The following is a 23,635-nucleotide window of genomic DNA, read 5'->3' as shown; positions in this document are numbered from 1 at the left end:
GCGTAAGGGCGATAAAAAAACGGCCCGCAGGCCGTTTTCAGAAGGGTTTACAGGATCCGCCCCAGCGTCTGTCGCAGATGCGCGCCAGCGCCCAGCAGGCCGGGCTGATCGTGGGTGATCATATAGACCGGAATACGGGAAACGTAGTCGCGGAAGCGCCCTTTATCCTCAAAGGCGGCGCGGAAGCCCGAGGCCTTAAAGAACTCCAGGAAGCGCGGCACGATGCCGCCCGCGATATAGACGCCGCCGAAGGTGCCGAGATTCAGCGCCAGGTTGCCGCCGAAACGCCCCATAATCACGCAGAACAGCGACAGCGCGCGACGGCAGTCGGTGCAGCTGTCGGCGAGCGCACGCTCAGAGACATCCTTTGGCTTGAGATTTTCCGGTACGCGGTTATCCGCCTTCACAATGGCACGATAGAGATTCACCAGACCGGCGCCGGAGAGCACGCGCTCCGCGGAGACGTGGCCCAGCTCAGCGCGCAGCACCTCCAGGATCAAATCCTCCTCATCGCTGTTGGCGGCGAAGTCGACGTGGCCGCCCTCGCCCGGCAGGCTGACCCAGCGGCGATCGACATGCACCAGATGGCTGACGCCCAGCCCGGTGCCCGCGCCGTAAATTGCGATAGGCTTATCCTTCACCGGCTCGCCGCCGCCGAACTGAATCACGTGCTCAGCCTTCAGCATCGGGATCGCCATCGAAACGGCGGTGAAGTCGTTAATGATTTCCAGATGATCGAAGCCAAGGCTGGCTTTCATTTTGCTGGTGGAAAAAGCCCAGTCATGGTTGGTCATTTCGACCCAGTCTTCCGTGATAGGGCAAGCAATGGCAATGCAGCCGTCTTTAACGTTCTGCAGCTGCTCGCCAAGATAGTGGCGGATGACGGCTTCGAGGCTGTCATAATCTGATGTTGAGAATGTTTGGGCCTGGGAGATGCTGCCGGTTTCCACCTCACACAGGGCGAGTCGGGCGTTGGTGCCGCCGACGTCGCCGACCAGGGCATAAGTTGTCATTCTTTTGTTGCTCCGCTTGGGGTCCCTAAGATGCAGGACACTATAAAAGTCTGCCGGTAAAACAACAACGCTCGCCGTGACAAAAGAGGAGCGTTGAAGGTGGTGAGCACAGCCTACCCGTCCGGCAAGCCGCTTGACAGCGGCAACACTCCGAATCTTATTCTCCGTTGCGCTGCGCCAGGCAAGCCGTCACCTTGTGCAACAGCGGCGGCAGATCGTCTTTGGGCATCACGACCTCGACCAGCGTCAGGTAGTCGGGCGCCTGCAGACGCGCCATCACCTCTTCCAGCTGCACGCATTCGGTGACGCGCCAGCTCTGCGCCTGCCCGTGCAGACAAAGCGCCTGCGGCAGCGCGGTCCAGTTCCACTGCGCAATATCATTATACCGCTGCGTCGCGCCGTGGATGGCGCGCTCCACCGTATAGCCCTCATTGTTCAACAGGAAAATAATCGGCGTTTGCCGGTCGCGCAGCATCGAGCCCAGCTCCTGGATCGTCAGCTGAGCCGAGCCGTCGCCGGTAATCAGGATCACCCGCTGCGCAGGCGCGGCGGTCTGCGCGCCGAAGGCTGCCGGAAGAGTATAGCCAATAGAGCCCCAGAGCGGCTGCACCAGCAGCTGTGCGCCGGACGGCAAGCGCAGCGCCGCCGCGCCAAAGGCGGCGGTGCCCTGATCGGCGAGGATAATATCGCCCGGCTGGAGAAAGCGCTGCATCGCCTGCCAGAAGGCGCTCTGGCTGATATCGGCGCGCGCATCCGCCGTTTCGACCGGCTGCGGCTGCGGCGCCAGCGCCCAGCCTGCGCCGTAGCGCCCAAACAGCGCCTCCAGCTCGCCCAGCGCATCCGCCATGTTGAGCGGCGCAAAGCGCTCGCCCGCAACGCTGGCGGCGAAAGGCTGCAGATCGATCAGCTGCGAAGCGGCAAAGTTTTGGGTAAAGCCCGCCGTCAGGGTATCGTTGAAGCGCACGCCGACGCAGACAGTGACGTCGGTCTGCTCAATCAGCTCGCAGATGCCGGGCTCGCTGCCCGCTGCGGCGTAGGTGCCGACGTAGCCAGGCTGGCGCTCGTCCAGCACGCCTTTGCCCATCAGCAGCGTGGCGCAGGGAACGGCGCGCAGCCGCCGTAGCTGCGCCAGCGCCGCCTGCTGCTGCCAGCGTCCGGCGAGAAAGTCCGCCAGCAGCGCGACCCGGCGCGCCGGCGCCAGCAGCTGTTCGGCGGCGGCGCGAAACGCGCGGCGCGCCTGCTCGCTGGATCCCGGCGCAGCGTCAAGCGGCGCGGCGGGCGGCGCCACCTCAGCCTCGGCGACATCAACCGCCAGCATCAGGTAGCCCGGCCGCTTTTCACGCATCGCGGTGGCCAGCACCCGATCGATTTCCGCCGCGGCGTTGCCCGCGCTGAGCTGCGCCGTCGCCGCGCTGACTTCGCCCGCCATGCGCAGAAAGTGACGGAAATCGCCATCCCCCAGCGAATGGTGTACGCAGTCGCCGCGCTTTTGCGCCCCGCTGGCGGGCGCGCCCACAATATGGATCACCGGCAGATATTCGGCGAAGCTGCCGGCAGTGCCGTTGATGGCGCTCAGCTCGCCGACGCCGAAGGTGGTCAGCAACGCCGCCGCGCCGCGACAGCGGGCGTAGCCGTCTGCGGCGTAGGCGGCGTTGAGTTCGTTGGCGCAGCCTACCCAGCCGATATCGCGATGGGCGATCACCCGATCAAGAAACTGCAGGTTATAGTCGCCCGGCACGCCAAACAGATGGCCGACGCCCATTTCCTGCAGACGCGTCAGCAGATAATCTCCTACGGTAAAGCGTTGCATATGCCACTCCTTTCACCCGATGTCTGGTTTGAGTATCCGCTATGCTGCAAAAGCGGCGAGAAAGCAGCGCAATCGGCTGAACAAAAAAGTGGCAACCCGGCGTTACGATGGGGGATTATTCTGTAAGTATGCGTTTTGCAGCCCAGTGTGACTGTGTGTAAGCGCATACACTGCTATTCTTGCGCTTTAAAATTCTTCCCTCTGACAGGAAAGCCGTATGACCTACCTTCCGCATCCCGGTCGTTATCAGCAAATGGAATATCGCCGAAGCGGCCGCAGCGGGCTAAAACTGCCCGCGATTTCGCTTGGCCTGTGGCATAACTTTGGCGACAACACGCGCGTCGACAACAGCCGCGAGCTGCTGCGCCACGCGTTCGATCGCGGCATTACCCATTTTGATCTGGCCAATAACTATGGCCCGCCGCCGGGCTCGGCGGAAGAGAACTTTGGCCGCATTCTGCGCGAAGATTTCCGCGCGTTTCGCGATGAGCTGGTGATCTCCACCAAAGCGGGTTACACCATGTGGGATGGCCCCTATGGCGACTGGGGCTCGCGCAAATACCTTATCTCCAGCCTCGATCAGAGCCTGAAGCGCATGGGGCTGGAGTATGTAGATATTTTTTATCACCACCGCCCCGACCCGGAAACGCCGCTGGAGGAGACCATGCGCGCGCTGGATCAGGTGGTACGTCAGGGTAAAGCGCTCTATGCCGCCATCTCCAACTATCCGGCGGAACGTGCGGCGGAAGCGATCGCCATTCTGCGCGATCTCGGCACGCCCTGTCTGATCCATCAGCCGCGCTATTCAATGTTTGAACGCGGCCCGGAAAATGGCCTGCTGGAAACCCTGGGCGACAACGGCGTCGGCTGCATCGCCTTCTCTCCGCTGGCGGGCGGCGTACTGACCGACCGCTATCTGCAGGGTATTCCCGAGGATTCGCGCGTGGCGAGCGGCAGCAAGTTCCTGCGCGAAGATCAGCTTACCGACGAGAAAATGGAAAAAGTGCGCAAGCTGAATGAGATTGCGCAGCAGCGCGGCCAGAAGCTGGCGCAGATGGCGCTGGCGTGGACGCTGCGCGACGCGCGCGTCACCTCGGTGCTGATCGGCGCAAGCAAAACCGCGCAGATCGACGACGCGGTGGAGATGCTGGCTAATCAGCATTTTACCATCGCCGAACTCTCCGCTATCGAAGGCGTACTGCTCTAATCCCTGCCCGCCCGGCCGCCGCGCCGGGCGTTTCTGCAGACAGAATTGTCTCAATCCCCTTTTTCTTCCAATTTTCCTCACAATTGTCAGCGACACTCTGAATCGCTACACAAGCAATGCGCGGGTATAACGCCTGCACCACAGCGGCGCTGTCGCTGATAAGGAGAAGAAGATGAAATTTGCTGTTTTTGCTGCTTTGCTGACCTGCCTGTCGCCATTGGCGATCCACAACGTTCAGGCTGCCGGCGCTTCTATCAGCCTGGCGCCGGGCGTGACCCTGAATCTGGGAGACCAGGATCGTCGCGGCTATTACTGGGACGGCGGCCGCTGGCGCGAGCCGCGCTGGTGGCACGACCGCTATCAGTATAATAACCATCGCTGGTGGCGCCATGAAGAGTGGCGCCGTCATCAGCAGTGGGAGCGCGAGCGACGCTGGCATGAGCGCGAGCGTCGCCACCACTGGCGCGAAGCGCAGCGCCATCACGATCGCCACGATCGCCATGACCACCACCATCACTGATGGCGCGGCTAAAGGCCGCTGCGCAATACCGGCGCTGAGCGGCCTTTAATCAGCAAACAGCCGACGTCCCGTTTGCCGCGCCGTTGCCAGACGGGCTTCCGGCGAGTCGGCGTCAGGCAGCAGGATCAGCTCCGAGGTTTTCACCGGCGCGCCGACATAGTCAAAAATGCCCTCGTCGATCTGCGTGCGCATCGCGGCATAGTAGCCGCGCCGCGCATAGGTGCGCAGATTTGCCCCGCCAATTCCCAGCAGATGCACCTGCAGGCGGCCCAGCTTCTTGTCGATTTTGCCGTCGGGACTCTCCTGATATGCCCAGCCGTGAGTAAAGACGCGATCGATCCAGCCCTTCAGCACGCCGGGAAATGACCACCAGTAAACGGGATAAACCAGCACCAGCGCGTCGGCGCCATCAATGCGCTTTTGCTCGGCCAGCACATCGGCGGGCGGCGCGGATTCATTGCGGAACAGCGCCAGATCGGCGGCGGCATAGCGCGGATCAAACCCCTCCGCTATCAGATCGGCTATTTCAAAGGTGTGCGGCGCGCGAATCTCGCTGGTTAGCGCCCGCGCGACGGCGTGAGTAAAAGAATCTTGATCGGGATGGGCGACCACTACCAGTGCATGCATAACCTGACTCCTGTGTGAAAAGAGAAAACGGCTGCATATCGAGAGTAAATGAGCTGAGGCGGGCCGCCAGCGCGGCAGCACAGGCGGTTAAAAGCGCGGCTGGCCCGGCATACGCGGGCCAGCCTGTGAATTACCTTTACAGGCCGAGGATTTCGCCAACAAGCAGATAGGCGTTGAGCGCGACTACCAGCACCACAATGGCGCGGCCAGCGTTCTGCATCAGGCGTGAATTGACCATCTCGCCCATAATCTCGCGATTGCCGGTAAAGGAGAGCAGCGGCATCAGCGCCAGCGCAATGCCGAAGCTCAGCAGCACCTGACTCATAACCAGAATGCGCGTCGGATCCCAGCCCGCCATAATCACGATAAACGAGGGCAGCATAGTCACCAGACGACGCACCCAGAGCGGAATATGAAAGCGGATAAAGCCCTGCATCACCACCTGACCCGCCAGCGTACCTACAACGGTAGAGGAGAGGCCCGCCGCCACCAGGCTGAGGCCGAACACCGTCGCCGCCGCATGGCCTAGCAGCGGCGTCAGCGTCAGATAGGCCTGATCCAGCTCGGCGATGCCGCTGTGGCCGCTAAAGTGAAACGCGGCGGCGGCGGTCGCCATCATCGCCAGATTAACAAAGCCGGCGATAGTCATAGCGATCGCCACGTCCAGCTTGGTCGACGAGTAGCGCTGGCTCTTATTGCCGCTCTCGCCGCCCTGCGTCAGCGCCGAATGCAGGTAGATAACGTGCGGCATAATCGTCGCGCCCAGCACGCCCGCTGCGAGGAAGACCGCATCCGACGTCGGCAGCGACGGCAGCGCCATGCCGGTCACCAGTTCGCTAACCTTCGGCTGCGAAAAGAACAGCTCAACGATATAGGCGGCCGCCACAAAGAGCAGCAGGCTGCCTATCACTACCTCCAGCGGCTTCTGACCCCGGTTTTGCAGCATCAGGATCAGGAAGGTCGCCACGCCGGTCAGCACGGCGCCCTGCAGCAGCGAAATGCCGAGCAGCAGCTTAAAACCGAGCGCTGCGCCGATAAACTCCGCCAGGTCGGTCGCCATGGCGATAATCTCCGCCTGCACCCAGTAGAACCAGACCGCCGGGCGCGGAAAGCGGTCACGAATATGCTCAGCGAGGTTTTTACCGGTGGCGATGCCGAGCTTGGCGGACATCAGCTGAATGATCATCGCCATGATATTGGCCCACACCACGACCCACAGCAGCTTATAGCCGTAGGCCGCACCGGCCTGGATATTGGTGGCGAAGTTACCTGGATCGATATAGCCGATGGCGGCGATAAAGGCCGGCCCCAGCAGCGCGAGCTTGATTTTTCTGACTCCGCGAGCGGCACGCTCGGCGGTACGGCTCTCAAACATATCTCTCTACCTGTCTGAACGCGTTTTTACCATGGCAGCTTATGGTCTGATCGCGGCAAGTGAAATGAGGTTATCGTTATCGTTGTGATAGATAGTGCTATAAAGTATAGCCATTGCTATACCTTACGGTAAAGCGAGACTTGCTAAAAAATGTGCAACGCACCTCACTCTACGCTTCGGACATATTATAGACAATGAATTTGTGGATATTAGGTGTGAACATTTTGTGAACAGGCTGTGACTGGTAAGAGTTTTCTGAGAAAAGGGGTGATAGCGAATCCTTATAATGTGGAATTGATCTCGTTTTTAAGTAACGCGTTACATAGAATACGCAGCAAATTACAACCCTCCTCAAATCTGGAGCAAGCATGTCCCATATTTTGCACTTCCTTTTAGCACTGGTGGTGGTAGGCGTGCTGGCGTTACTCGTCAGCCACGACCGTAAAAGTATTCGTATTCGCTACATTGTCCAGCTTCTGGTCATTGAAGTGCTGCTGGCGTGGTTCTTCCTCAACTCCGAGGCGGGCCTCGGGTTTGTAAAAGGCTTCGCCGGCCTGTTCGATCATCTGCTCAAGTATGCGGCCGAAGGCACTAACTTCGTGTTCGGCAACATGAATGAGAAAGGCCTGGCCTTCTTCTTCCTCAACGTGCTGTGCCCGATCGTCTTTATCTCCGCGCTGATCGGCATCCTGCAGCATTTCCGCATTCTGCCGTGGGTGATCCGCGGCATCGGCACCGTGCTCTCTAAAATCAACGGCATGGGCAAGCTGGAATCCTTTAACGCCGTCAGCTCTCTGATTCTGGGACAGTCAGAAAACTTTATCGCCTATAAGGATATCCTCGGCAAAATGTCGCAGCGCCGCATGTACACCATGGCCGCGACCGCGATGTCGACCGTATCCATGTCGATCGTCGGTGCCTATATGACCATGCTGCAGCCGAAGTATGTGGTCGCCGCGCTGGTGCTTAACATGTTCAGCACCTTTATCGTGCTGTCGCTGATCAACCCTTACCGCGTCGACAGCGAAGAGGATCTGCAGCTGCAGGATATTCATAAAGGCCAGAGCTTCTTTGAGATGCTGGGCGAATATATCCTCGCCGGCTTCCGCGTGGCGATTATCGTCGCGGCGATGCTGATCGGCTTTATCGCGCTGATTTCCGGCCTGAACGCGCTGTTCGATTTTATCTTCGGCATCAGCTTCCAGGGCGTGCTGGGCTACGTCTTCTATCCGTTCGCCTGGGTAATGGGCGTACCGGCGCACGAAGCGCTGCAGGTCGGCAGCATTATGGCTACCAAGCTGGTTTCCAATGAGTTTGTGGCGATGATGGATCTGCAGAAGCTGGCGGGCCAGCTGTCGCCGAACTCTGAAGGCATTCTGTCGGTCTTCCTGGTCTCTTTCGCTAACTTCTCCTCTATCGGCATCGTCGCTGGCGCGATCAAAGGCCTGAACGAAGAGCAAGGCAACGTGGTGTCGCGCTTCGGCCTGAAGCTGCTCTACGGTTCAACGCTGGTCAGCGTGCTCTCCGCCGCCATCGCCGGTCTGGTGCTGGCGTTCTGATAATAAGGGGCGAGACAGGTTCTCGCCCTGCAGACGGCACATAAATTCAGGACGTGAATGACACCTGCGCAAGGGAGTGCGCGGGACGAGCCGCCAGCGAGGGCGCGAGGGTTCCCTGTCATTCACGTCAGCACGGCTTCTCTCCGCTTATTCTTAATTATTCCTGACTGATATAACGCCTGTCGCACCGCCTCAGCCGCGCGGCGTCGCCCTTCCCCGATTCCCGCAAATCCTTTGCACAATATCGAATTTCATCTCAGGCCCGTCGCCCCGTAGTTTTTTCATTACTCAACATCGGGAGAAGCGCATGAGCATTCAATTTCTGGGTATGATCGGCCATCGTCTGGCCTCTGAAATCATTCCGGCCAGCGGGCCGTTATTCGATAAAAATTATATTGCTGATTTTGCCCGCGCCCACGAAGAGGCGGGATTTGACCGGATTCTGGTGGGCTACTGGTCCGATCAACCAGACGGTTTTCTGGTAACAGCGCACGCCGCCGCCAGCACGTCACGCATTAAGTTTCTGCTGGCGCACCGTCCCGGCTTTGTCTCGCCGACGCTGGCGGCGCGCAAGCTGGCGTCGCTCGATCACCTGACCGACGGACGCCTGGCGGTGCATATTATCAGCGGCGGCAGCGACAGCGAACAGCGCCGCGACGGCGACTTTCTCAACAAGGCGGAACGCTACGCGCGTACCGACGAATTTCTCCATGTACTGAACCAAAGCCTGACCTCCGCGCAGCCTTACGATCATCAGGGCGATTTTTATCAGGCCGAGCAGGCCTTCTCGGCGATCAAGCCGCTGCAAAGCAAACTGCCGATCTACTTCGGCGGCTCTTCGCCCGAGGCGATAGAGGTCGCCGCGCGCCACGCCGATGTCTTCGCGCTGTGGGGCGAGCCGCTGCAGGGCGCGGCGGAAACGGTGCAAACCGTGCGCGCCGCCGCGGCGAAAAGAGGACGCGACATTAAATTCAATATCTCTTTCCGCCCGATTATCGGTAAAACCGAGAAAGAGGCCTGGGAACGCGCGGAACATATTTACCAGACAGCGCAGAAGCAGCTGGCTGAATCGGGCTATACCTTCGGCCTGCCGAAGCCGCAAAGCGTCGGCGCGCAGCGCTTGCTGGCGGCGGCGAACGCCAGCGACCGCCACGATAAAGTGCTGTGGACCGGCGTGGCGAAGCTGGTCAGCGGCGGCTACAACTCCACCGCGCTGGTGGGAACGGCCGATCAGGTCTCTGACGCGCTGCTGGATTACTACAACCTTGGCATCGACAGCGTGCTGATCCGCGGCTTCGATCCCCTCAACGACGCGAAAGAGTATGGCCGCGAGCTGCTGCCGCTGACGCGCGAAAAAGTCGCCGCTCTGACGCGCGTCAAAAGGAGCGCCTGATGCGTCTCGCCGCCTTATTTGCCGGAATCGCGCTGGCGCTCACCCTTAACCACGCGCTGGCCGCTGAAAAAGTGTCGCTGCGCCTCGGCGATGTCAAAGGGGATCGCTTCGCCTCGCTGAAAGCGTCCGGCGAACTCGATAATCTGCCCTACGATTTGAAGCTCACCGCCTTTGACTCGGGCGCGCCGGTGCAGGAGGCGCTGAACGCGGGAGCGCTGGATGTCGGCTTTACCGGCGATCTGCCCTTTCTGTTTGTCTATGCCGCGGGCGCACCGGTAAAAGCGGTGGGTGCCTGGCAGAACAATCCCGACAGCATCGCGCTGCTGACGCGCCCTGACGCCGGCATCCACAGCCTGCAGGATCTGAAAGGCAAACAGATCGCCGTCAACCGCGGCGGCTGGGGCCATTATCTGATCCTGGGCCTGCTGGAGCGCGCCGGACTGAAACCGGACGAGGTGACGCTGCGCTTTCTCGGCCCGGTGGATGGCCGCGCGGCGCTGACCTCCGGCGCGGTTTCCGCCTGGGCGCCGTGGGAGCCCTATATCGCTACCTCAACCCAGGTTGACGGCACGGTGCGCGTGCCGCAGGGCGGCGGCAGCGGCATTATGTCGGGCTACTCCTATGCGCTGGCGCGCAAAGAGGCGCTGGCCGACCCGGCGAAACGCCAGGCCATCGCCGATCTGCTGACGCGGCTGGCGAAGGCGCAGGTCTGGGCGGCGCAGCATCCGCAGCCGTTCGCGCAGGCGCTGGGCAAATCGCTGAATATGCCGACCACCATCACCAGCAGCTGGATTGCCGACGCGCGCATTCGCCCGCTGGTGTTCGATTCCTCTCTTATCGCGACGCTGCAAAAATCCGCCGACTTCTTCCATCGCTATCAGGTGCTGCCAAAAGCGGTCGACGTCAGCGGCGCCTTCGATTTCAGCCTGGCCAGCGGTGCGAATCAGGTGGCGCGGCACTATCAGGAGAACAAATCGTGAGCGTTCTGAACTATCAGCGGCTGCGCGACTTTGTGGCGCAGCTCGCCGCCCTGCTCGATCGGCAGCCGGACGAGGCGACCATTCTGGCGCGCGGCAGCGAGCTGCTGCGTCCGCTGCTGCAGCACGACGACTGGCTGGATGAGGCGTTCGCCCAGCCGCATCCGCAGCATTATCAACAGTATCTGCTGCATGCCGACGCGCAGCAGCGCTTCTCGGTGGTGAGCTTTGTCTGGGGGCCGGGCCAGCAGACGCCGGTGCACGATCATCGCGTCTGGGGATTAATCGGCATGCTGCGCGGCGCAGAAGTGTCGCAGAGCTTCCGGCCGGCGCAGGGCGGGCTGGCGGCGGCGGGCGCACCGGTTCGTCTCGACCCCGGCCAGATCGAGGCAGTATCGCCGCGCGTCGGCGATATCCATCGCGTCAGCAACGCTTACGACGATCGCGTCTCTGTCAGCATCCACGTCTACGGCGCCAATATCGGCGCGGTAAAACGCGCGGTCTACCGCGATGACGGCAGCGAAAAGCCCTTTATCTCCGGTTACAGCAACCGCTACTTACCTAATATCTGGGATCTCTCACATGGCTAAAACTTTTCCTCTGCGCGACGCCGCAGAGATTCAGCAGGCGCTGCGCCAGCAGCAGGAAGTGGCGCTGGTCGACGTGCGCGACGAGGCGCGCTATGCGCAGGGGCATCCGCTGTTCGCGGTGAACATTCCGCTCTCGAAGCTGGAGCTGGAGTGGCTGGATCGCCTTCCTCGCCGCGATACGGCGATTACACTTTACGACAACGGCGAAGGGTTGGCGCAGGCGGCGGCGGAGCGCGTGGCGGCCTGGGGTTACACCGCTATCAGCCTGCTTAAAGATGACCTTGCCGGCTGGAAGGCGGCGGGCGGCGAGCTGTTTATCGATGTGAATTCGCCGAGCAAAGCGTTTGGCGAGCTGGTGGAACACCACAACCATACGCCATCGCTGGCGGCTGAAGAGGTCAACGCGCTGCTGCGCGACCAGGCTGACGTGGTGGTGCTCGACGCGCGCCGCTTTGATGAATACCACACCATGTCGATTCCCGGCGGCATCAGCGTGCCGGGCGGGGAACTGGTGCTGCGCGTGCGCGATCTCGCCCCCTCCCCCGATACCACGGTGATCGTCAACTGCGCGGGCCGCACGCGCAGCATTATCGGCACCCAGTCGCTGGTTAACGCCGGCATCCGTAATCCGGTTTATGCGCTGCGCAACGGCACCATCGGCTGGACGCTGGCGGGATTCGCTCTGGAGCAGCATCAGGCGCGCCGCTACGGCGAGACCAGCGAAACCGCCCGTCGTCATGCGGCAGCGGCAGCGCGGCAGGTGGCGGATCGCGCTGGCGTGGCGCGCATCGATAAGGCAACGCTGGCCCGCTGGCAGCAGGCGCCACGCACAACTTATCTGTTCGACACGCGCGACGCCGACGAGTACGCCGCCGGGCATCTGCCAGGCAGCCGTCACGTGCCGGGCGGCCAGCTGGTGCAGGAAACCGATCACTACGCCAGCGTGCGCGGCGCGCGAATCGTGCTGATTGACAACGACGGCGTGCGCGCCAGCATGACGGCCTCCTGGCTGGCGCAGATGGGCTGGGAAGCCGCCGTGCTGGAGGGGCTGCAACCCCAGGACTTCAGCGCCACGGGCGGCTGGTCACCGCAGCTGCCCGCAGCGCCTGCGGCCGAAGCGATCTCTCCCCAGCAGCTGAACGACTGGCTACAGCAGGGCGATACCCAGGTGCTGGATTTCACCACGCGCGCCAACTATATAAAAAGCCATATTCCTGGGGCCGCCTGGCTGCTGCGCTCAACGCTGCAGCAGCAGGGCAGCGCGTTACTGCCCGAGGCCGAACGCTATGTGCTGACCTGTGGCAGTAGTCTGCTGGCGGGCTATGCGGTGCAGCAGGTAGCAGCGCTAACCGGCAAGCCGGTCTGGCTGCTGCAGGGCGGCAATGCCGCCTGGCGCAACGCCGGGCTGCCGACGGAAGCTGGCGAACAGACGCTGCTCTCCCCCGCCATCGATCGCTATCGTCGCCCGTATGAAGGTACCGATATCGAACCGGCGGTGATGCAGGCCTATCTCGACTGGGAGTATGGGCTGGTGGCGCAGCTGGATCGCGACGGCACGCACGGCTTTCTCGTGCTGCAGCCGGAGAAGCAAAGCGTAACGGCGTAGGCAAACAGGGCGGCAGCAATGTCGCTCTTTTTTTGCGCGCGGCAAGGCTTTCGTTGATTTTTTGGGATTATTTGAGACGCTGCCTGAGGGATCAGGCGTGAGATAATGGTGGAGATAAGCGGGATCGAACCGCTGACCTCTTGCATGCCATGCAAGCGCTCTCCCAGCTGAGCTATACCCCCACATCTGGAATCGTTTTTTCAGTGCCAAATCGTTGGGATTCGATTTGGTGGAGCTAAGCGGGATCGAACCGCTGACCTCCTGCATGCCATGCAGGCGCTCTCCCAGCTGAGCTATAGCCCCGAACCGAAAAAACCGTCGGATGTTCTCGACGGACGGCATAATATGAAACCGCCCTCGGGGTGTCAACGGCAAAATCAAAAACTGCGTTTGATCGCTGAAAAAGGCGGCAAATACCGGATCGCGTTGTTTTCAGCGGCGTTTATTCAGCGTGAAAGAAGCGCTCAGCCGATACCGCGGCGTCGCCTTTTTTCTCCGCTGCGACAGGTTAAATTACGGTTAAACACCCTTTAGGATTTTTCTTGTTTTCCGTTAAAAGCCATGTAAAACTTAGCCCGCTAATCAAGTGGACATCGCTGCCCACGCCTTATAACAACACCATCCCTGTCACAGCTATCAATACTATTAGAGATACTATGTCGCTGCATTCACCTAAAGAGATCGCTCAACTGGCGATTCAGGCTGGCGTCACTAAAAGCCGCGCCTCCATTCCGACGTTATTAATTCTGGGTTTTATGGCTGGCGCCTTTATCGCTACCGGCTTCCTGCTTGACCTGCACGTGATTAACTCGCTGCCGGCCGACTGGGGCTCGTTCGGCGGTCTGCTGGGCGCTGCCGTTTTCCCGGTGGGCTTGATCCTGACCGTACTGGCGGGCGGCGAACTGCTGACCGGCAATATGATGACGATGCCGGTCGCCTGGTTTGCACGCCGTATCAGCGGTTTCGCCGTGCTGCGCAACTGGTTCTGGGTCACCATCGCCAACTTTATCGGCAGCCTGGCCATCGCCTGGTTTTTCGGCCATATGCTCGGCATGACCGAAGGCGACTACCTGAAGAAAACCGTGGCTATCGCCAGCGCGAAAGTGCATGCGGACTTCCTGCACGCCTTTATCTCCGGCATCGGCTGCAACTGGCTGGTCTGCCTGGCGGTGTGGCTCGCTTTCGCCAGTAAAGATGTGGTAGGGAAAATCTTCGGCATGTGGTTCCCGGTCATGGCCTTCGTCGCCATCGGCTTCCAGCACGTTGTTGCCAACATGTTTATCGTACCTGCGGCTATTTTTGCCGGTCAGCTGAGCTGGGCGGAGTATCTGCCGAACTTCGTCGCTGTCTTCCTGGGCAACGGCGTCGGCGGCGCAGTATTCGTCGGCCTTGCCTACTTCCTCGCTTTCCGTCCTTCCGCCGAAGCGGTAGGCACTGCGCAGTAATTTTTTATTGCCTTTTGTCGTGAGGCAAAAGGCAATTTGCCTTCCTGTTACTTTCACGCGTAACGATTTGCTGTAATATGTGGAACTAATGTATTTAACAGGGACAGCATCGTGAAAAAGGAATGGTTAACCCCAGAAGAACTCGCGAAAGAAACAGGCTACAGTCGGCAAACAGTTAATAAATGGATCAAGCGCGAAAACTGGACCACCACGCCGAAGCCCGGCGTACAGGGAGGTAAGGCGCGACTGATCCATATCGACGAACGTGTGAAAAGCTTTATCCAGTCCATGCGTAACCTGAGCGAGCCGAACGCTTCCTACACCGCACAACAAAATTCCTTACCTGCGTTACTATTAAGTTCTGTACAACAAATGACGCAGAATGAGCAGGATCAACTTGCCGCGATGATTTTACGCGAAGGGATTAAAGGCGTGCTGCAGCGGCTGGGAATCAGCGAAGAATAAAAAAACCGGAAGCCTCGCGCTTCCGGTTTTCGTTTATCAGGCCTGCGCGTCGCGCTCAGCGATCTCAGCCAGCGCCTTTTCACTACGCGCTACGCTACGGCGCTGTCCAATGGCTTCCACAGTTCCTGTAACTTTTACGCTTAACGATTTGCTGTAATATGTGGAACTAATGTATTAAACAGGGACAGCATCGTGAAAAAGGAATGGTTAACCCCGGAAGAACTCGCGAAAGAAACAGGTTACAGCCGGCAAACGGTGAATAAATGGATCAAGCGCGAAAACTGGACCACCATGCCGAAGCCCGGCGTACAGGGAGGTAAGGCGCGCGTGGTTCTTATTGATGAACGCGTGAAAAGCTTTATCCACTCCCTACGTAACCTGAACGAGCCGAACGCTTCCTACACTGCACAACAGAACGCCTTACCGGCGTTACTATTAAGTTCTGTACAGCAAATGACGCAGAATGAGCAGGATCAACTTGCCGCAATGATTTTGCGTGAAGGGATAAAAGGTGTGCTGCAGCGGTTGGGAATCAGCGAAGAATAAAAAAAACCGGAAGCCTTGCGCTTCCGGTTTTCGTTTATCAGGCCTGCGCTTCGCGCTCAGCGATGTAAGCCAGCGCCTTTTCAATACGCGCTACGCTACGGCGCTGTCCGATGGCTTCGACGGTAACGTCCAGGCCCGGCGACTGGCCGGCGCCGGTCACGGCGACGCGCAGCGGCATACCGACCTTGCCCATCCCCACTTCCAGCTCGTCTGCCGTGCTCTGAATCGCCTGGTGCACGTTTTCCGCCGTCCAGTCAGTAAGGCTGGCCAGTTTGTCACGCACCACTTCCAGCGGCTGGCGAGCCACCGGGCGCAGATGTTTTTTCGCCGCGTCGGCATCGAACGCGTCAAATTCCTCATAGAAGTAGCGGCAGGAAGCCGCCATCTCTTTCAGCGTCTTGCAGCGCTCGCCCAGCAGCGTCACCAGCTTCGCCAGTTCCGGGCCGGTGCGGGTGTCGATGTTCTGCTGTTCAATGTGCCACTGCAGATGCGTTGCCACATATTCTGGCGGCATGCTGTTGATATAGTGGTGGTTGAGCCACTGCAGCTTTTCGGTGTTGAAGGCGCTGGCGGATTTGCTCACGGCATCAAGCGTAAACAGCTCTTTCATCTCTGGCACAGAGAAGATCTCCTGATCGCCGTGGGACCAGCCCAGACGCACCAGATAGTTGAGCAGCGCTTCCGGCAGATAGCCGTCGTCGCGGTACTGCATGACGCCAACAGCGCCGTGACGTTTGGAGAGCTTTTTGCCGTCGTCGCCCAGGATCATGGAGACGTGCGCGTAGACCGGCACCTGTGCGCCGATCGCCTCCAGGATGTTGATCTGGCGCGGCGTATTGTTGATATGGTCTTCGCCGCGAATCACATGGGTGATACCCATATCCCAGTCGTCGACAACGACGCAGAAGTTATAGGTTGGCGAACCGTCGGTGCGGCGAATAATCAGGTCATCCAGCTCCTGGTTGCTGAACTCAATCGGGCCGCGGATCTGGTCGTCAAAAATGACCGAGCCTTCCTGCGGGTTGCGGAAGCGCACCACGCAAGGCTCATCCGCCGCGTGATGCTCATGGCTGTCGCGGCAGTGGCCGTCATAGCGCGGCTTTTCGCCGTTCGCCATCTGGGTTTCGCGCAGCTGTTCCAGGCGCTCTTTAGAGCAGTAGCATTTATAGGCGGAGCCCGCTTCCAGCATCTCGTCGATAACCGCGTTATAGCGGTCGAAGCGTTTGGTCTGATAGTACGGGCCTTCGTCCCAGTCCAGGTTCAGCCAGTTCATGCCGTCCATAATAGCTTCGATGGCTTCCGGCGTTGAACGCTCGAGATCGGTGTCTTCGATACGCAGGACGAATTCGCCCTGGTGATGGCGAGCGAAGAGCCAGGAGTAGAGCGCGGTACGTGCGCCGCCGACATGCAGGTAGCCGGTTGGGCTGGGCGCGAAGCGAGTTTTGATTTTCATTCAGCAGTGCCTTAGATGCGCAGGTTCTTTGTCTGGATGACAAAAAATGGGTTAGACGCGAAAAAACGGTGCGCACATTCTAGCACCTGGCGTTGAATCCTCAATGACTGTGCGCCAGCGCAAAGGGGGAATGCCCCGGGTTTCTGCTAATAAAACCAGCATATTGGCTAAAAGCAGCGCGTGATGTCTAATTTTAAAGCGAACGCGCATTTTAGTTTTAAAAAGCGTTGACTCACTTCGAAGGATCCCTATAATGCGACTCCACACAGCGGGGGTGATTAGCTCAGTTGGTAGAGCATCTCCCTTACAAGGAGGGGGTCGGCGGTTCGAGCCCGTCATCACCCACCACTCTAAAGGTGGCCCGCAGTGAACAAGAGATAAGATATGGGTGATTAGCTCAGTTGGTAGAGCATCTCCCTTACAAGGAGGGGGTCGGCGGTTCGAGCCCGTCATCACCCACCATATCTCAGTCAGATGACGCTCTTGTTAAGCAGTACCGAAGTGGGTGATTAGCTCAGTTGGTAGAGCATCTCCCTTACAAGGAGGGGGTCGGCGGTTCGAGCCCGTCATCACCCACCACTTCGGGTCGTTAGCTCAGTTGGTAGAGCAGTTGACTTTTAATCAATTGGTCGCAGGTTCGAATCCTGCACGACCCACCAATTCAGAGAAAAGCGCCTTATGGCGCTTTTTTCGTTTCTGTGCGTCGCGGCTTAGCGTGCAGGATGAGAACCTGCGCAGGTTCGACTGAATCGCTGGAGCGATTCAGGCTGATGCGCAGCATCACCCGCAGGGCGAGGCCCTGGATGGGCCGAGGCGTATCCTGCACGACCCACCAATTCAGAGAAAAGCGCCTTATGGGCGCTTTTTTCGTTTTTGTGCGCCGAGTGTTAACGTGCAGGATGAGAACCTGCGCAGGTTCGACTGAATCGCCGGAGCGATTCAAGCTGATGCGCAGCATCACCCGCAGGGCGAGGCCCTGGATGGGCCGAGGCGTATCCTGCACGACCCACCAATTCAGAGAAAAGCGCCTTATGGGCGCTTTTTTCGTTTTTGTGCGCCGAGGGTTAGCGTGCAGGATGAGAAACTGCGCAGGTTCGATTGAATCGCCGGAGCGATTCAGCGCCTTTATCTGGCATCGTGAGGCGTTTGAGAAAAATCAGGGGTAGTTTTCCCTGTCTTTTACAAACCTTAACGCTTTCCTGCCTCAAGGCTTTTTCTCCCCAACCGATAACGTTTTTGTCTACTTAAAAGGAGAAAACCGATGTCATCAATATCCGCTTTATTAGCCAGCACGGTTAGTAGCAGCGGCGGGAGCGACGGCAGCGTGTCGTCGCAGATTTCCGCGCTAAATAAACAGATCCAGAGCATCACCAGGCAGGTTAAAGAGCTTGCAGATAATCAGGAGCTGACCGACGAGCAGAAGTCGGAAATGGAACAGATGTACCAGTCACAGATCGCAATGCTCGAAGCGCAAATCGCCCAGCTTGAACAGAAACAAAACGAGCAGGCACAGCAGAAAAGCGAACCGGCGAATCAGATGAGCGACGCCCAGAGCGCCGACGGCATCAATCGCCCGACCGCAACCAATCAGCTAAACGTTTATATCTAAAACGGCGGATTACTCACACGTTGTTGCGTCAGCAGCATCGCCTGCTGACGCGCTTCCTGCCAGATGGCCTGCGCCGCCGGCGTCAGCGAACGGTTTTTGCGCTTGACCAGCATCAGGCTGCGGTTGATTTCGGGATAGAGTCGACGCACCGTCAGCGCCCTGCCCGCCGGGAGCGGCAGCGCCAGCGCCGGCAAGATACTGATGCCAATGCCCGCATCGACCATGGGAAACAGCGTTGCCGGATGCCCGATATCCTGCACCACCTTAATCTCCACCTGCTGCTGACGCAGCGCTGCGTCAATCAACACGCGACTGCCGGAGGCGTAATCCTGCAGCACCATGTCGCGTCCCGCCAGCATGCGCCACTGCGCCTTATCCACCGCGGCGAGCGGATCGTCGCTGCGGCACAGCAGTAAAAAAGGCTCTTCCAGGATCGGCTGGCAGTCGAGATCGCTGTCGCTAAGCGGGCCGATAACAATGCCAAAATCGACTTCGGCATTGCGTACGCTCTGCAAAACCACCTGCTGCATCCGGTCGTGCAGAATAACGTGAATATCTGGATAGCTTTTCTGGCTGGCAGCGAGGCATTGCGGCATCAGATGGGCAGAGATGGTCTGACTGGCGGCGATGCGCACCGTGCCGCTTCGCTGTTCGCCGTAGCTGCGGATATCGAGCAGCGTCGAGTCCATCTCCCCCAGCAGACCCGCCATGCGCGACGCCAGCTGCCGCCCCGCTTCCGTCAGCATCACTTCGCGCGTGGTGCGATCGAGCAGCCGCACGCCGATAACCGCCTCCAGCTCTTTAATGCTGTGGCTGACGGCCGACTGGCTGAGGCCGATCGCCTGTCCGGCCTGGCTGAATCCGCCGTGATGGGCGACGGCGACAAAGGTGCGCAGCTGGCGCAGGGTATAATTCATCTAAATCGCTCATAGATTGATGCAATAAATCAATTTTATTTCTAAACCCGCATCGCGCACAATCACAGCATGTAACTTTTAACCGGATTTTAACAATGGGATTTCTGCGACTCGATCCGATGATGATCAAACTGATCATCACGGTGCTGCTGGCCACCTTTCTGCCCGCCAAAGGCATTTTTGTCGATATCTTTGACTATCTGACCACGGCCGCTATCGCCCTGCTCTTTTTTATGCACGGTGCCAAGCTGTCGCGGGAAAAGATCATCGCAGGCAGCAGCCACTGGCGACTGCACCTGTGGATTATGTTCAGCACCTTTGTGCTCTTTCCGATCCTCGGCCTGCTGATCGTCTGGTGGCATCCGGTTAACGTCAGCGCCGAGATCTACACCGGCTTTCTCTATCTCTGCATTTTGCCCGCCACGGTGCAGTCCGCTATCGCCTTTACCTCGATGGCTGGCGGCAACGTTGCGGCGGCGGTATGCAGCGCCTCGGCGTCGAGCCTGCTGGGCGTCTTTATCTCCCCGCTGCTGGTGAACCTGGTAATGGATGTTCACAGCAGTACGCCCACCGACGGTTTTGAGCAGGTCGGCAAGATTATGCTGCAGCTGCTGGTGCCGTTTATCCTGGGTCATCTGTCGCGTCGCTGGATTGCGGGCTGGGTGGAGAGACATCGCAGCCTGATCGGTAAAACCGATCAGACCTCGATTCTGCTGGTGGTTTACTCCGCCTTTAGCGAAGCGGTGGTTAACGGTATCTGGCATCGCGTCGGCATCGATACCCTGCTGTGGATTCTGGCGGGCTGCATCCTGCTGCTGGCACTGGTGCTGGTGATTAACCTCTGCGCTTCGCGCCTGTTCGGCTTTAACCGCGCCGATGAAATCGTGGTGCTGTTCTGCGGCTCGAAAAAGAGCCTGGCGAACGGCGTGCCGATGGCCAATATTCTGTTCCCGGCCAGCGCGGTGGGCATTATCGTGTTGCCGCTGATGATCTTTCATCAGGTGCAGCTTATGGTCTGCTCCTGGATCGCCCAGCGCTATAAAGTCAGCCACGAGAAGAAGCTGGCGCAGCAGGTGAAGCCGACCGTTGTCGAGTCGCAAAAATAACGAAAAGCCCGCCGAAGCGGGCTTTTTTATGCGTTGCGTTTAAGCGGTTTAACCAGCCCTTCCAGGCCTTCGATCTTGATGGCGAGCGTCATCTGCATCAGCTCGCCCAGATGACCCGAGGGGAACTCCGCTTTGCGCGCGAACCACAGCAGGTAAGGCTCCGGCAGATCGATCAGCAGGCAGCCTTTATATTTGCCGAACGGCATCACCGTATTGGCGATCTCCACCAGGTGCGCTTTGTCCATATCAGGCATCCAGCCGCCGGATCATTTCGGCTTCGTCGATTACCTCAATGCCCAGCTCCTGCGCTTTGACCAGCTTGGAGCCTGCCGCTTCGCCTGCGATAACCAGATCGGTTTTCTTTGATACGCTGCCGCTGACTTTCGCGCCGAGGGCGGTCAGGCGATCTTTCGCCTCGTCGCGCGTGAGCTGGGTCAGCGAACCGGTCAGCACCACGGTTTTTCCGGCGAACGGGCTGTCGATCTCTTCCGCCTTAACCACGTCGATTTTCGGCCAGTGTACGCCTGTCTCCTCCACCAGCTGGCGAATGATTTCGCGGTTGCTCTCTTCTTCCATAAAGTTGCGTACGTGGGTGGCAACAACGGTACCGACGTCCTGCACTGCGATCAGCGCCTCCAGGTCGGCGTCCATCACTTTTTGCAGCTCGCCAAAGTGGTTAGCCAGGTTAGCGGCGGTCGCCTCGCCCACTTCGCGAATGCCGAGCGCGTAGAGAAAGCGCGCCAGGGTGGTCGACTTCGCTTTCTCCAGTGCGTTCACTACATTTTGCGCGGACTTCGGTCCCATGCGATCCAGACCGAGTAGCTTCTCCGGCGTCAGCCTGAACAGATCCGCCGGCGTTTTGACATATTCGGTTTCTACCAGCTGGTCGATGATTTTATCGCCCAGGCCGTCAACGTCCATGGCGCGACGCGAGACAAAGTGCTTTAGCGCCTCTTTGCGCTGCGCGCCGCAGATCAGCCCGCCGGTGCAGCGCGTTACGGCTTCCCCTTCGACGCGCTCAACGTCGGAGCCGCACACCGGACAGTGGGCAGGAAACACCACTTCACGCGCATCTGCCGGGCGTTCGGAGAGCACAACGTTAACCACCTGCGGAATAACGTCACCGGCGCGGCGGATAACCACTTTGTCGCCGATGCGCAGGCCGAGACGCTCGATTTCGTCCGCGTTGTGCAGGGTCGCGTTGCTGACCATGGCGCCCGCTACCAGCACCGGCTCAAGACGCGCTACCGGGGTAACGGCGCCGGTGCGGCCTACCTGAAATTCAACGTCGCGCACAAACGTCATCTGCTCCTGCGCCGGGAACTTAAAGGCGACCGCCCAACGCGGCGCGCGCGCCACAAACCCGAGGCGCTCCTGCAGTTCCTGCGAGTCAACTTTGATTACCACGCCGTCGATATCAAATCCCAGCTCTGGACGCGTCTCCTCAACCTGACGGTAGAAGGCCAGCGCCTCGTCCGCGCTGTGTACCAGCTTAATACGATCGCTGACCGGCAGTCCCCAGGCTTTAAACTGCTGCAGACGCGCATAGTGGCTGCCCGGCAGCTCGCCGCCTTCCAGCAGCCCGAAGCCGTAGCAGAAAAAAGTAAGCGGACGCTTCGCGGTGATGCGCGGATCGAGCTGGCGCAGCGAGCCGGCGGCGGCGTTGCGCGGGTTGGCGAAGATCTTGCCGTCGGTGCGGCGCGCTTCGGCGTTCAGCTTCTCAAAGCCGCGCTGCGTCATAAAGACTTCGCCGCGCACTTCCAGCCGCGCGGGAACATCGTCACCCTTCAGGCGCAGCGGGATGGCGCCGATGGTGCGAACGTTGGCGGTGATATTTTCGCCTGTGGTGCCGTCGCCGCGGGTGGCGGCACGCGTCAGCAGGCCGTTTTCATAAAGCAGGCTCACCGCCAGGCCATCCAGCTTGAGTTCGCAGCAGTAGGCGATATCGTCGCTGTTTTTCAGCCGATCCTGCACGCGCTTGTTAAAGGCGAGGAAACCGGCTTCGTCGAAGGTATTGTCCAGCGAGAGCATCGGCACCTCATGGCGCACCTGCTCGAATACCGTCAGCGGCGCGGCGCCGACGCGCTGGGTCGGCGAGTCAGGCGTGATAAGTTCGGGATGCTGCTCTTCCAGCGCGCGCAGCTCGCGCATCAGGCGGTCATATTCGGCGTCCGGTATTTCGGGCGCGTCCATGACGTGGTAAAGGTACTCATGATGGCGCAGCGTGGTGCGCAGTTCGGTGATCTGGTCCTGAACGGATTTCATATTGCCCCATCAGATAAAAAACCCCCGACAGGCGGGGGTTTGGTGAATCAGGATTAACGGTTTGCCCTATTCTCGCGATTCAATAACTTCGCGTATGCGGTTCTTGTAGGTTTCCAGCTTCTGCGGCGTCATCATGCGACGCTCGTCGTCGAGCACCACGCCGCCGACGTCATCGGCGATACGCTGCGCAGACTGCAGCATCAGCTTAAAGTTTTGGTTCGCGTCGCCGTAGGAAGGCACCATCATAAAGATTGAGATGCCAGGCGTGGAGAAGTCAGACATCTCATCCGGATTGAACGAGCCAGGCTTCACCATATTCGCCAGGCTGAAAAGCACCGGTCCGCTGCCCGCCGGGCTGAGATGGCGATGGAAAATATTCATTTCGCCAAACTGGAAGCCCGCCTGCAGAATGCCCTGCAGCAGCGCTTCCCCGTTCAGCGTACCGCCAGTATGGGCGGCGACGTGCAGCACCAGCACCGTCTCTTTCGGCTTGCCTGGCGCTTTAGGCGCTTCCTGGCGAACCGGCTCAACCTGCTGCGGCTCATGCTGCTCCGCCGGATGGCGTACAGGCTGCTGCGGCTGCGGCTGCGGCTCTGCCTGGAACTGCGGCTCGGGCTGCGCGGCTTCCAGCGGATCTAAATCGAGCAGCGGATCGGCCTGAATCGGCTGCGCTGGCGCAAAACGCGGCGCAGGTTCCTGCGGCGCTGGCGCCTGAACAGGCTGAGGTTGCGGACGCGGCGGCTGAGGACGCGACTGCTGCGGCGTCAGCAGCGGATCGTCTTCCTGCTGAGGCTGCGGGCGCGCGGCGGACTGACGCGGCTTCTCCGGCGTTGCGCTGAAGAGCGGCGCATCATCCTGCTGCTCGTCGCGGAAATTGTCGATACGCGGCTCCTGATGCGGCCGCTCATGGCGCACACGCACCTCGCCAACGCTCTCTTCATCGTCGGTCAGGCTGTCTTCATCGTCGCGCTGGTCGCGCTGTTTGAGCCGTTTGTGCGGGCGATCGCGAAACACGGACGAGCGCTCTTTACGGCTGGTCCACAGCCCGTGAAGAAGGAGCGCTATAATGGCGATCGCGCCAACAACGATTAATATCAGACGCAAATCCTGCATCATTGTATTCTCTGTTGTTCCAATACCTTGCCACCGCGG

The 23,635-nt window shown here is 59.6% G+C and carries 22 protein-coding genes, 6 tRNA genes and 2 other RNA genes; 19 read left to right on the top strand and 11 right to left on the bottom strand.

Annotated features, from left to right (window positions below; all coding sequences use genetic code 11):
• Nucleotides 1-47: 47 nt before the first annotated feature.
• Both glk and LB453_RS07970 read right to left on the bottom strand, forming a co-directional pair.
• The gene (glk, locus tag LB453_RS07975) at nucleotides 48-1,013 is read right to left on the bottom strand and encodes a glucokinase (protein ID WP_033753641.1); all 966 of its coding nucleotides are present in this window, start codon (nucleotides 1,011-1,013) and stop codon (nucleotides 48-50) included.
• A gap of 157 nt (nucleotides 1,014-1,170) precedes the next feature.
• Entirely contained in the window at nucleotides 1,171-2,823 is a 1,653-nt protein-coding gene (locus LB453_RS07970; protein WP_103794267.1) for a thiamine pyrophosphate-binding protein, read from the bottom strand.
• Between the two features lie 217 nt (nucleotides 2,824-3,040).
• Between LB453_RS07970 and mgrA the strand changes: the two genes are divergently transcribed.
• Both mgrA and LB453_RS07960 read left to right on the top strand, forming a co-directional pair.
• Nucleotides 3,041-4,030 (top strand): L-glyceraldehyde 3-phosphate reductase, encoded by a 990-nt coding sequence (gene mgrA, locus LB453_RS07965; protein WP_103794268.1) that lies wholly within the window; start codon nucleotides 3,041-3,043, stop codon nucleotides 4,028-4,030.
• A 172-nt stretch (nucleotides 4,031-4,202) separates the two neighbouring features.
• Nucleotides 4,203-4,550 (top strand): DUF2502 domain-containing protein, encoded by a 348-nt coding sequence (locus tag LB453_RS07960; RefSeq protein ID WP_103794269.1) that lies wholly within the window; start codon nucleotides 4,203-4,205, stop codon nucleotides 4,548-4,550.
• A 45-nt stretch (nucleotides 4,551-4,595) separates the two neighbouring features.
• Here the strand turns inward: LB453_RS07960 and LB453_RS07955 are convergent, their stop codons facing one another.
• Nucleotides 4,596-5,177, bottom strand: coding sequence for an NAD(P)H-dependent oxidoreductase (locus tag LB453_RS07955; protein WP_103794270.1), 582 nt, complete (start codon nucleotides 5,175-5,177; stop codon nucleotides 4,596-4,598).
• 136 nt (nucleotides 5,178-5,313) lie between these two features.
• Nucleotides 5,314-6,552 (bottom strand): Nramp family divalent metal transporter, encoded by a 1,239-nt coding sequence (locus LB453_RS07950; RefSeq protein WP_103794271.1) that lies wholly within the window; start codon nucleotides 6,550-6,552, stop codon nucleotides 5,314-5,316.
• 368 nt (nucleotides 6,553-6,920) lie between these two features.
• Between LB453_RS07950 and LB453_RS07945 the strand changes: the two genes are divergently transcribed.
• The 5 genes from LB453_RS07945 (at nucleotide 6,921) to LB453_RS07925 (ending at nucleotide 12,677) form a co-directional block, all read left to right on the top strand.
• A complete protein-coding gene (locus tag LB453_RS07945) occupies nucleotides 6,921-8,111 on the top strand; it encodes a NupC/NupG family nucleoside CNT transporter (protein ID WP_103794272.1) in 1,191 nt (396 codons plus the stop codon).
• Nucleotides 8,112-8,418: 307 nt separating this feature from the next.
• Nucleotides 8,419-9,504, top strand: coding sequence for an LLM class flavin-dependent oxidoreductase (locus LB453_RS07940; RefSeq protein ID WP_103794273.1), 1,086 nt, complete (start codon nucleotides 8,419-8,421; stop codon nucleotides 9,502-9,504).
• A complete protein-coding gene (locus LB453_RS07935) occupies nucleotides 9,504-10,484 on the top strand; it encodes an ABC transporter substrate-binding protein (protein WP_103794274.1) in 981 nt (326 codons plus the stop codon). Before LB453_RS07940 ends, LB453_RS07935 begins: the two co-directional genes overlap by 1 nt.
• Entirely contained in the window at nucleotides 10,481-11,071 is a 591-nt protein-coding gene (locus tag LB453_RS07930) for a cysteine dioxygenase (protein WP_103794275.1), read from the top strand. Before LB453_RS07935 ends, LB453_RS07930 begins: the two co-directional genes overlap by 4 nt.
• Nucleotides 11,064-12,677, top strand: coding sequence for a rhodanese homology domain-containing protein (locus LB453_RS07925; protein WP_103794276.1), 1,614 nt, complete (start codon nucleotides 11,064-11,066; stop codon nucleotides 12,675-12,677). The genes LB453_RS07930 and LB453_RS07925 overlap by 8 nt, the downstream gene beginning before the upstream one ends.
• Before the next feature lie 106 nt (nucleotides 12,678-12,783).
• Here LB453_RS07925 and LB453_RS07920 read toward each other — a convergent pair.
• Both LB453_RS07920 and LB453_RS07915 read right to left on the bottom strand, forming a co-directional pair.
• Nucleotides 12,784-12,859, bottom strand: a tRNA-Ala gene (locus LB453_RS07920).
• 45 nt (nucleotides 12,860-12,904) lie between these two features.
• Nucleotides 12,905-12,980 (bottom strand) — tRNA-Ala (locus tag LB453_RS07915).
• On the opposite strand from LB453_RS07915, the gene LB453_RS07910 reads away from it, so the two are divergent.
• The 4 genes from LB453_RS07910 to LB453_RS07895 all read left to right on the top strand — a co-directional run bounded on the left by LB453_RS07910 (nucleotide 12,948) and on the right by LB453_RS07895 (nucleotide 15,133).
• Nucleotides 12,948-13,211 carry a hypothetical protein gene (locus LB453_RS07910; RefSeq protein ID WP_224481683.1) on the top strand — a complete coding sequence of 88 codons (264 nt, stop codon included), beginning with the start codon at nucleotides 12,948-12,950 and terminating at the stop codon, nucleotides 13,209-13,211. The two genes, LB453_RS07915 and LB453_RS07910, sit on opposite strands and share 33 nt — an antisense overlap.
• 122 nt (nucleotides 13,212-13,333) lie before the next feature.
• Nucleotides 13,334-14,122 carry a formate/nitrite transporter family protein gene (locus LB453_RS07905; protein ID WP_033753670.1) on the top strand — a complete coding sequence of 263 codons (789 nt, stop codon included), beginning with the start codon at nucleotides 13,334-13,336 and terminating at the stop codon, nucleotides 14,120-14,122.
• A gap of 111 nt (nucleotides 14,123-14,233) precedes the next feature.
• Nucleotides 14,234-14,587: a YfeC-like transcriptional regulator gene (locus tag LB453_RS07900; RefSeq protein WP_103794277.1), complete on the top strand. Its 354-nt coding sequence runs from the start codon at nucleotides 14,234-14,236 to the stop codon at nucleotides 14,585-14,587.
• Nucleotides 14,588-14,779: 192 nt separating this feature from the next.
• Entirely contained in the window at nucleotides 14,780-15,133 is a 354-nt protein-coding gene (locus LB453_RS07895) for a YfeC-like transcriptional regulator (protein ID WP_103794278.1), read from the top strand.
• Between the two features lie 37 nt (nucleotides 15,134-15,170).
• On the opposite strand, the gene gltX is transcribed toward LB453_RS07895, so the two are convergent.
• A complete protein-coding gene (gltX, locus tag LB453_RS07890; protein WP_103794279.1) occupies nucleotides 15,171-16,586 on the bottom strand; it encodes a glutamate--tRNA ligase in 1,416 nt (471 codons plus the stop codon).
• A 272-nt stretch (nucleotides 16,587-16,858) separates the two neighbouring features.
• On the opposite strand from gltX, the gene LB453_RS07885 reads away from it, so the two are divergent.
• From LB453_RS07885 to LB453_RS07855, 7 genes are all read left to right on the top strand, one after another.
• A tRNA-Val gene (locus tag LB453_RS07885) sits at nucleotides 16,859-16,934 on the top strand.
• A gap of 38 nt (nucleotides 16,935-16,972) precedes the next feature.
• Nucleotides 16,973-17,048: transfer RNA gene (locus tag LB453_RS07880), tRNA-Val, on the top strand.
• Between the two features lie 41 nt (nucleotides 17,049-17,089).
• Nucleotides 17,090-17,165, top strand: a tRNA-Val gene (locus LB453_RS07875).
• Between the two features lie 4 nt (nucleotides 17,166-17,169).
• Nucleotides 17,170-17,245, top strand: a tRNA-Lys gene (locus tag LB453_RS07870).
• A gap of 42 nt (nucleotides 17,246-17,287) precedes the next feature.
• Nucleotides 17,288-17,421: non-coding RNA, RtT sRNA (locus LB453_RS07865), on the top strand.
• 43 nt (nucleotides 17,422-17,464) lie between these two features.
• A non-coding RNA gene (locus LB453_RS07860) (RtT sRNA) lies at nucleotides 17,465-17,598 on the top strand.
• A 249-nt stretch (nucleotides 17,599-17,847) separates the two neighbouring features.
• On the top strand, nucleotides 17,848-18,195 hold the full coding sequence (locus LB453_RS07855) for a FlxA-like family protein (RefSeq protein WP_103794280.1): 348 nt from the start codon (nucleotides 17,848-17,850) through the stop codon (nucleotides 18,193-18,195).
• Here LB453_RS07855 and LB453_RS07850 read toward each other — a convergent pair.
• Nucleotides 18,192-19,112: a LysR family transcriptional regulator gene (locus LB453_RS07850; protein ID WP_103794281.1), complete on the bottom strand. Its 921-nt coding sequence runs from the start codon at nucleotides 19,110-19,112 to the stop codon at nucleotides 18,192-18,194. The two genes, LB453_RS07855 and LB453_RS07850, sit on opposite strands and share 4 nt — an antisense overlap.
• A gap of 95 nt (nucleotides 19,113-19,207) precedes the next feature.
• Here LB453_RS07850 and LB453_RS07845 point away from each other — a divergent pair, with 95 nt between their 5' ends.
• The gene (locus tag LB453_RS07845) at nucleotides 19,208-20,218 is read left to right on the top strand and encodes a bile acid:sodium symporter family protein (RefSeq protein WP_103794282.1); all 1,011 of its coding nucleotides are present in this window, start codon (nucleotides 19,208-19,210) and stop codon (nucleotides 20,216-20,218) included.
• 26 nt (nucleotides 20,219-20,244) lie between these two features.
• Here LB453_RS07845 and LB453_RS07840 read toward each other — a convergent pair whose 3' ends face one another.
• The 3 genes from LB453_RS07840 to zipA all read right to left on the bottom strand — a co-directional run bounded on the left by LB453_RS07840 (nucleotide 20,245) and on the right by zipA (nucleotide 23,599).
• Nucleotides 20,245-20,463 carry a DUF3820 family protein gene (locus LB453_RS07840; protein WP_103794283.1) on the bottom strand — a complete coding sequence of 73 codons (219 nt, stop codon included), beginning with the start codon at nucleotides 20,461-20,463 and terminating at the stop codon, nucleotides 20,245-20,247.
• 1 nt (nucleotide 20,464) lies between these two features.
• A complete protein-coding gene (gene ligA, locus LB453_RS07835) occupies nucleotides 20,465-22,483 on the bottom strand; it encodes an NAD-dependent DNA ligase LigA (RefSeq protein ID WP_103794284.1) in 2,019 nt (672 codons plus the stop codon).
• A 66-nt stretch (nucleotides 22,484-22,549) separates the two neighbouring features.
• A complete protein-coding gene (gene zipA, locus LB453_RS07830; protein ID WP_103794285.1) occupies nucleotides 22,550-23,599 on the bottom strand; it encodes a cell division protein ZipA in 1,050 nt (349 codons plus the stop codon).
• Nucleotides 23,600-23,635: the final 36 nt, after the last annotated feature.

Source organism: Pantoea agglomerans, assembly GCF_020149765.1.
In the GTDB taxonomy this organism is placed as follows: Bacteria; Pseudomonadota; Gammaproteobacteria; order Enterobacterales; family Enterobacteriaceae; genus Pantoea; species Pantoea alvi.
This window is presented reverse-complemented; position numbering and strand designations above follow the sequence as displayed.

Bases quoted from the DNA above. Each gene is read 5' to 3' on its own strand.
- LB453_RS07850 (WP_103794281.1), bottom strand. From the start codon at position 19,112: ATGAATTATACCCTGCGCCAGCTGCGCACCTTTGTCGCCGTCGCCCAT.
- LB453_RS07950 (WP_103794271.1), bottom strand. From the start codon at position 6,552: ATGTTTGAGAGCCGTACCGCCGAGCGTGCCGCTCGCGGAGTCAGAAAA.
- LB453_RS07935 (WP_103794274.1), top strand. From the start codon at position 9,504: ATGCGTCTCGCCGCCTTATTTGCCGGAATCGCGCTGGCGCTCACCCTT.
- glk (WP_033753641.1), bottom strand. From the start codon at position 1,013: ATGACAACTTATGCCCTGGTCGGCGACGTCGGCGGCACCAACGCCCGA.
- LB453_RS07970 (WP_103794267.1), bottom strand. From the start codon at position 2,823: ATGCAACGCTTTACCGTAGGAGATTATCTGCTGACGCGTCTGCAGGAA.
- LB453_RS07905 (WP_033753670.1), top strand. From the start codon at position 13,334: ATGTCGCTGCATTCACCTAAAGAGATCGCTCAACTGGCGATTCAGGCT.
- LB453_RS07960 (WP_103794269.1), top strand. From the start codon at position 4,203: ATGAAATTTGCTGTTTTTGCTGCTTTGCTGACCTGCCTGTCGCCATTG.
- LB453_RS07840 (WP_103794283.1), bottom strand. From the start codon at position 20,463: ATGGACAAAGCGCACCTGGTGGAGATCGCCAATACGGTGATGCCGTTC.
- LB453_RS07845 (WP_103794282.1), top strand. From the start codon at position 19,208: ATGGGATTTCTGCGACTCGATCCGATGATGATCAAACTGATCATCACG.
- LB453_RS07925 (WP_103794276.1), top strand. From the start codon at position 11,064: ATGGCTAAAACTTTTCCTCTGCGCGACGCCGCAGAGATTCAGCAGGCG.
- LB453_RS07855 (WP_103794280.1), top strand. From the start codon at position 17,848: ATGTCATCAATATCCGCTTTATTAGCCAGCACGGTTAGTAGCAGCGGC.
- mgrA (WP_103794268.1), top strand. From the start codon at position 3,041: ATGACCTACCTTCCGCATCCCGGTCGTTATCAGCAAATGGAATATCGC.
- LB453_RS07910 (WP_224481683.1), top strand. From the start codon at position 12,948: ATGCAGGCGCTCTCCCAGCTGAGCTATAGCCCCGAACCGAAAAAACCG.
- LB453_RS07945 (WP_103794272.1), top strand. From the start codon at position 6,921: ATGTCCCATATTTTGCACTTCCTTTTAGCACTGGTGGTGGTAGGCGTG.
- LB453_RS07955 (WP_103794270.1), bottom strand. From the start codon at position 5,177: ATGCATGCACTGGTAGTGGTCGCCCATCCCGATCAAGATTCTTTTACT.
- LB453_RS07940 (WP_103794273.1), top strand. From the start codon at position 8,419: ATGAGCATTCAATTTCTGGGTATGATCGGCCATCGTCTGGCCTCTGAA.
- zipA (WP_103794285.1), bottom strand. From the start codon at position 23,599: ATGATGCAGGATTTGCGTCTGATATTAATCGTTGTTGGCGCGATCGCC.
- gltX (WP_103794279.1), bottom strand. From the start codon at position 16,586: ATGAAAATCAAAACTCGCTTCGCGCCCAGCCCAACCGGCTACCTGCAT.
- ligA (WP_103794284.1), bottom strand. From the start codon at position 22,483: ATGAAATCCGTTCAGGACCAGATCACCGAACTGCGCACCACGCTGCGC.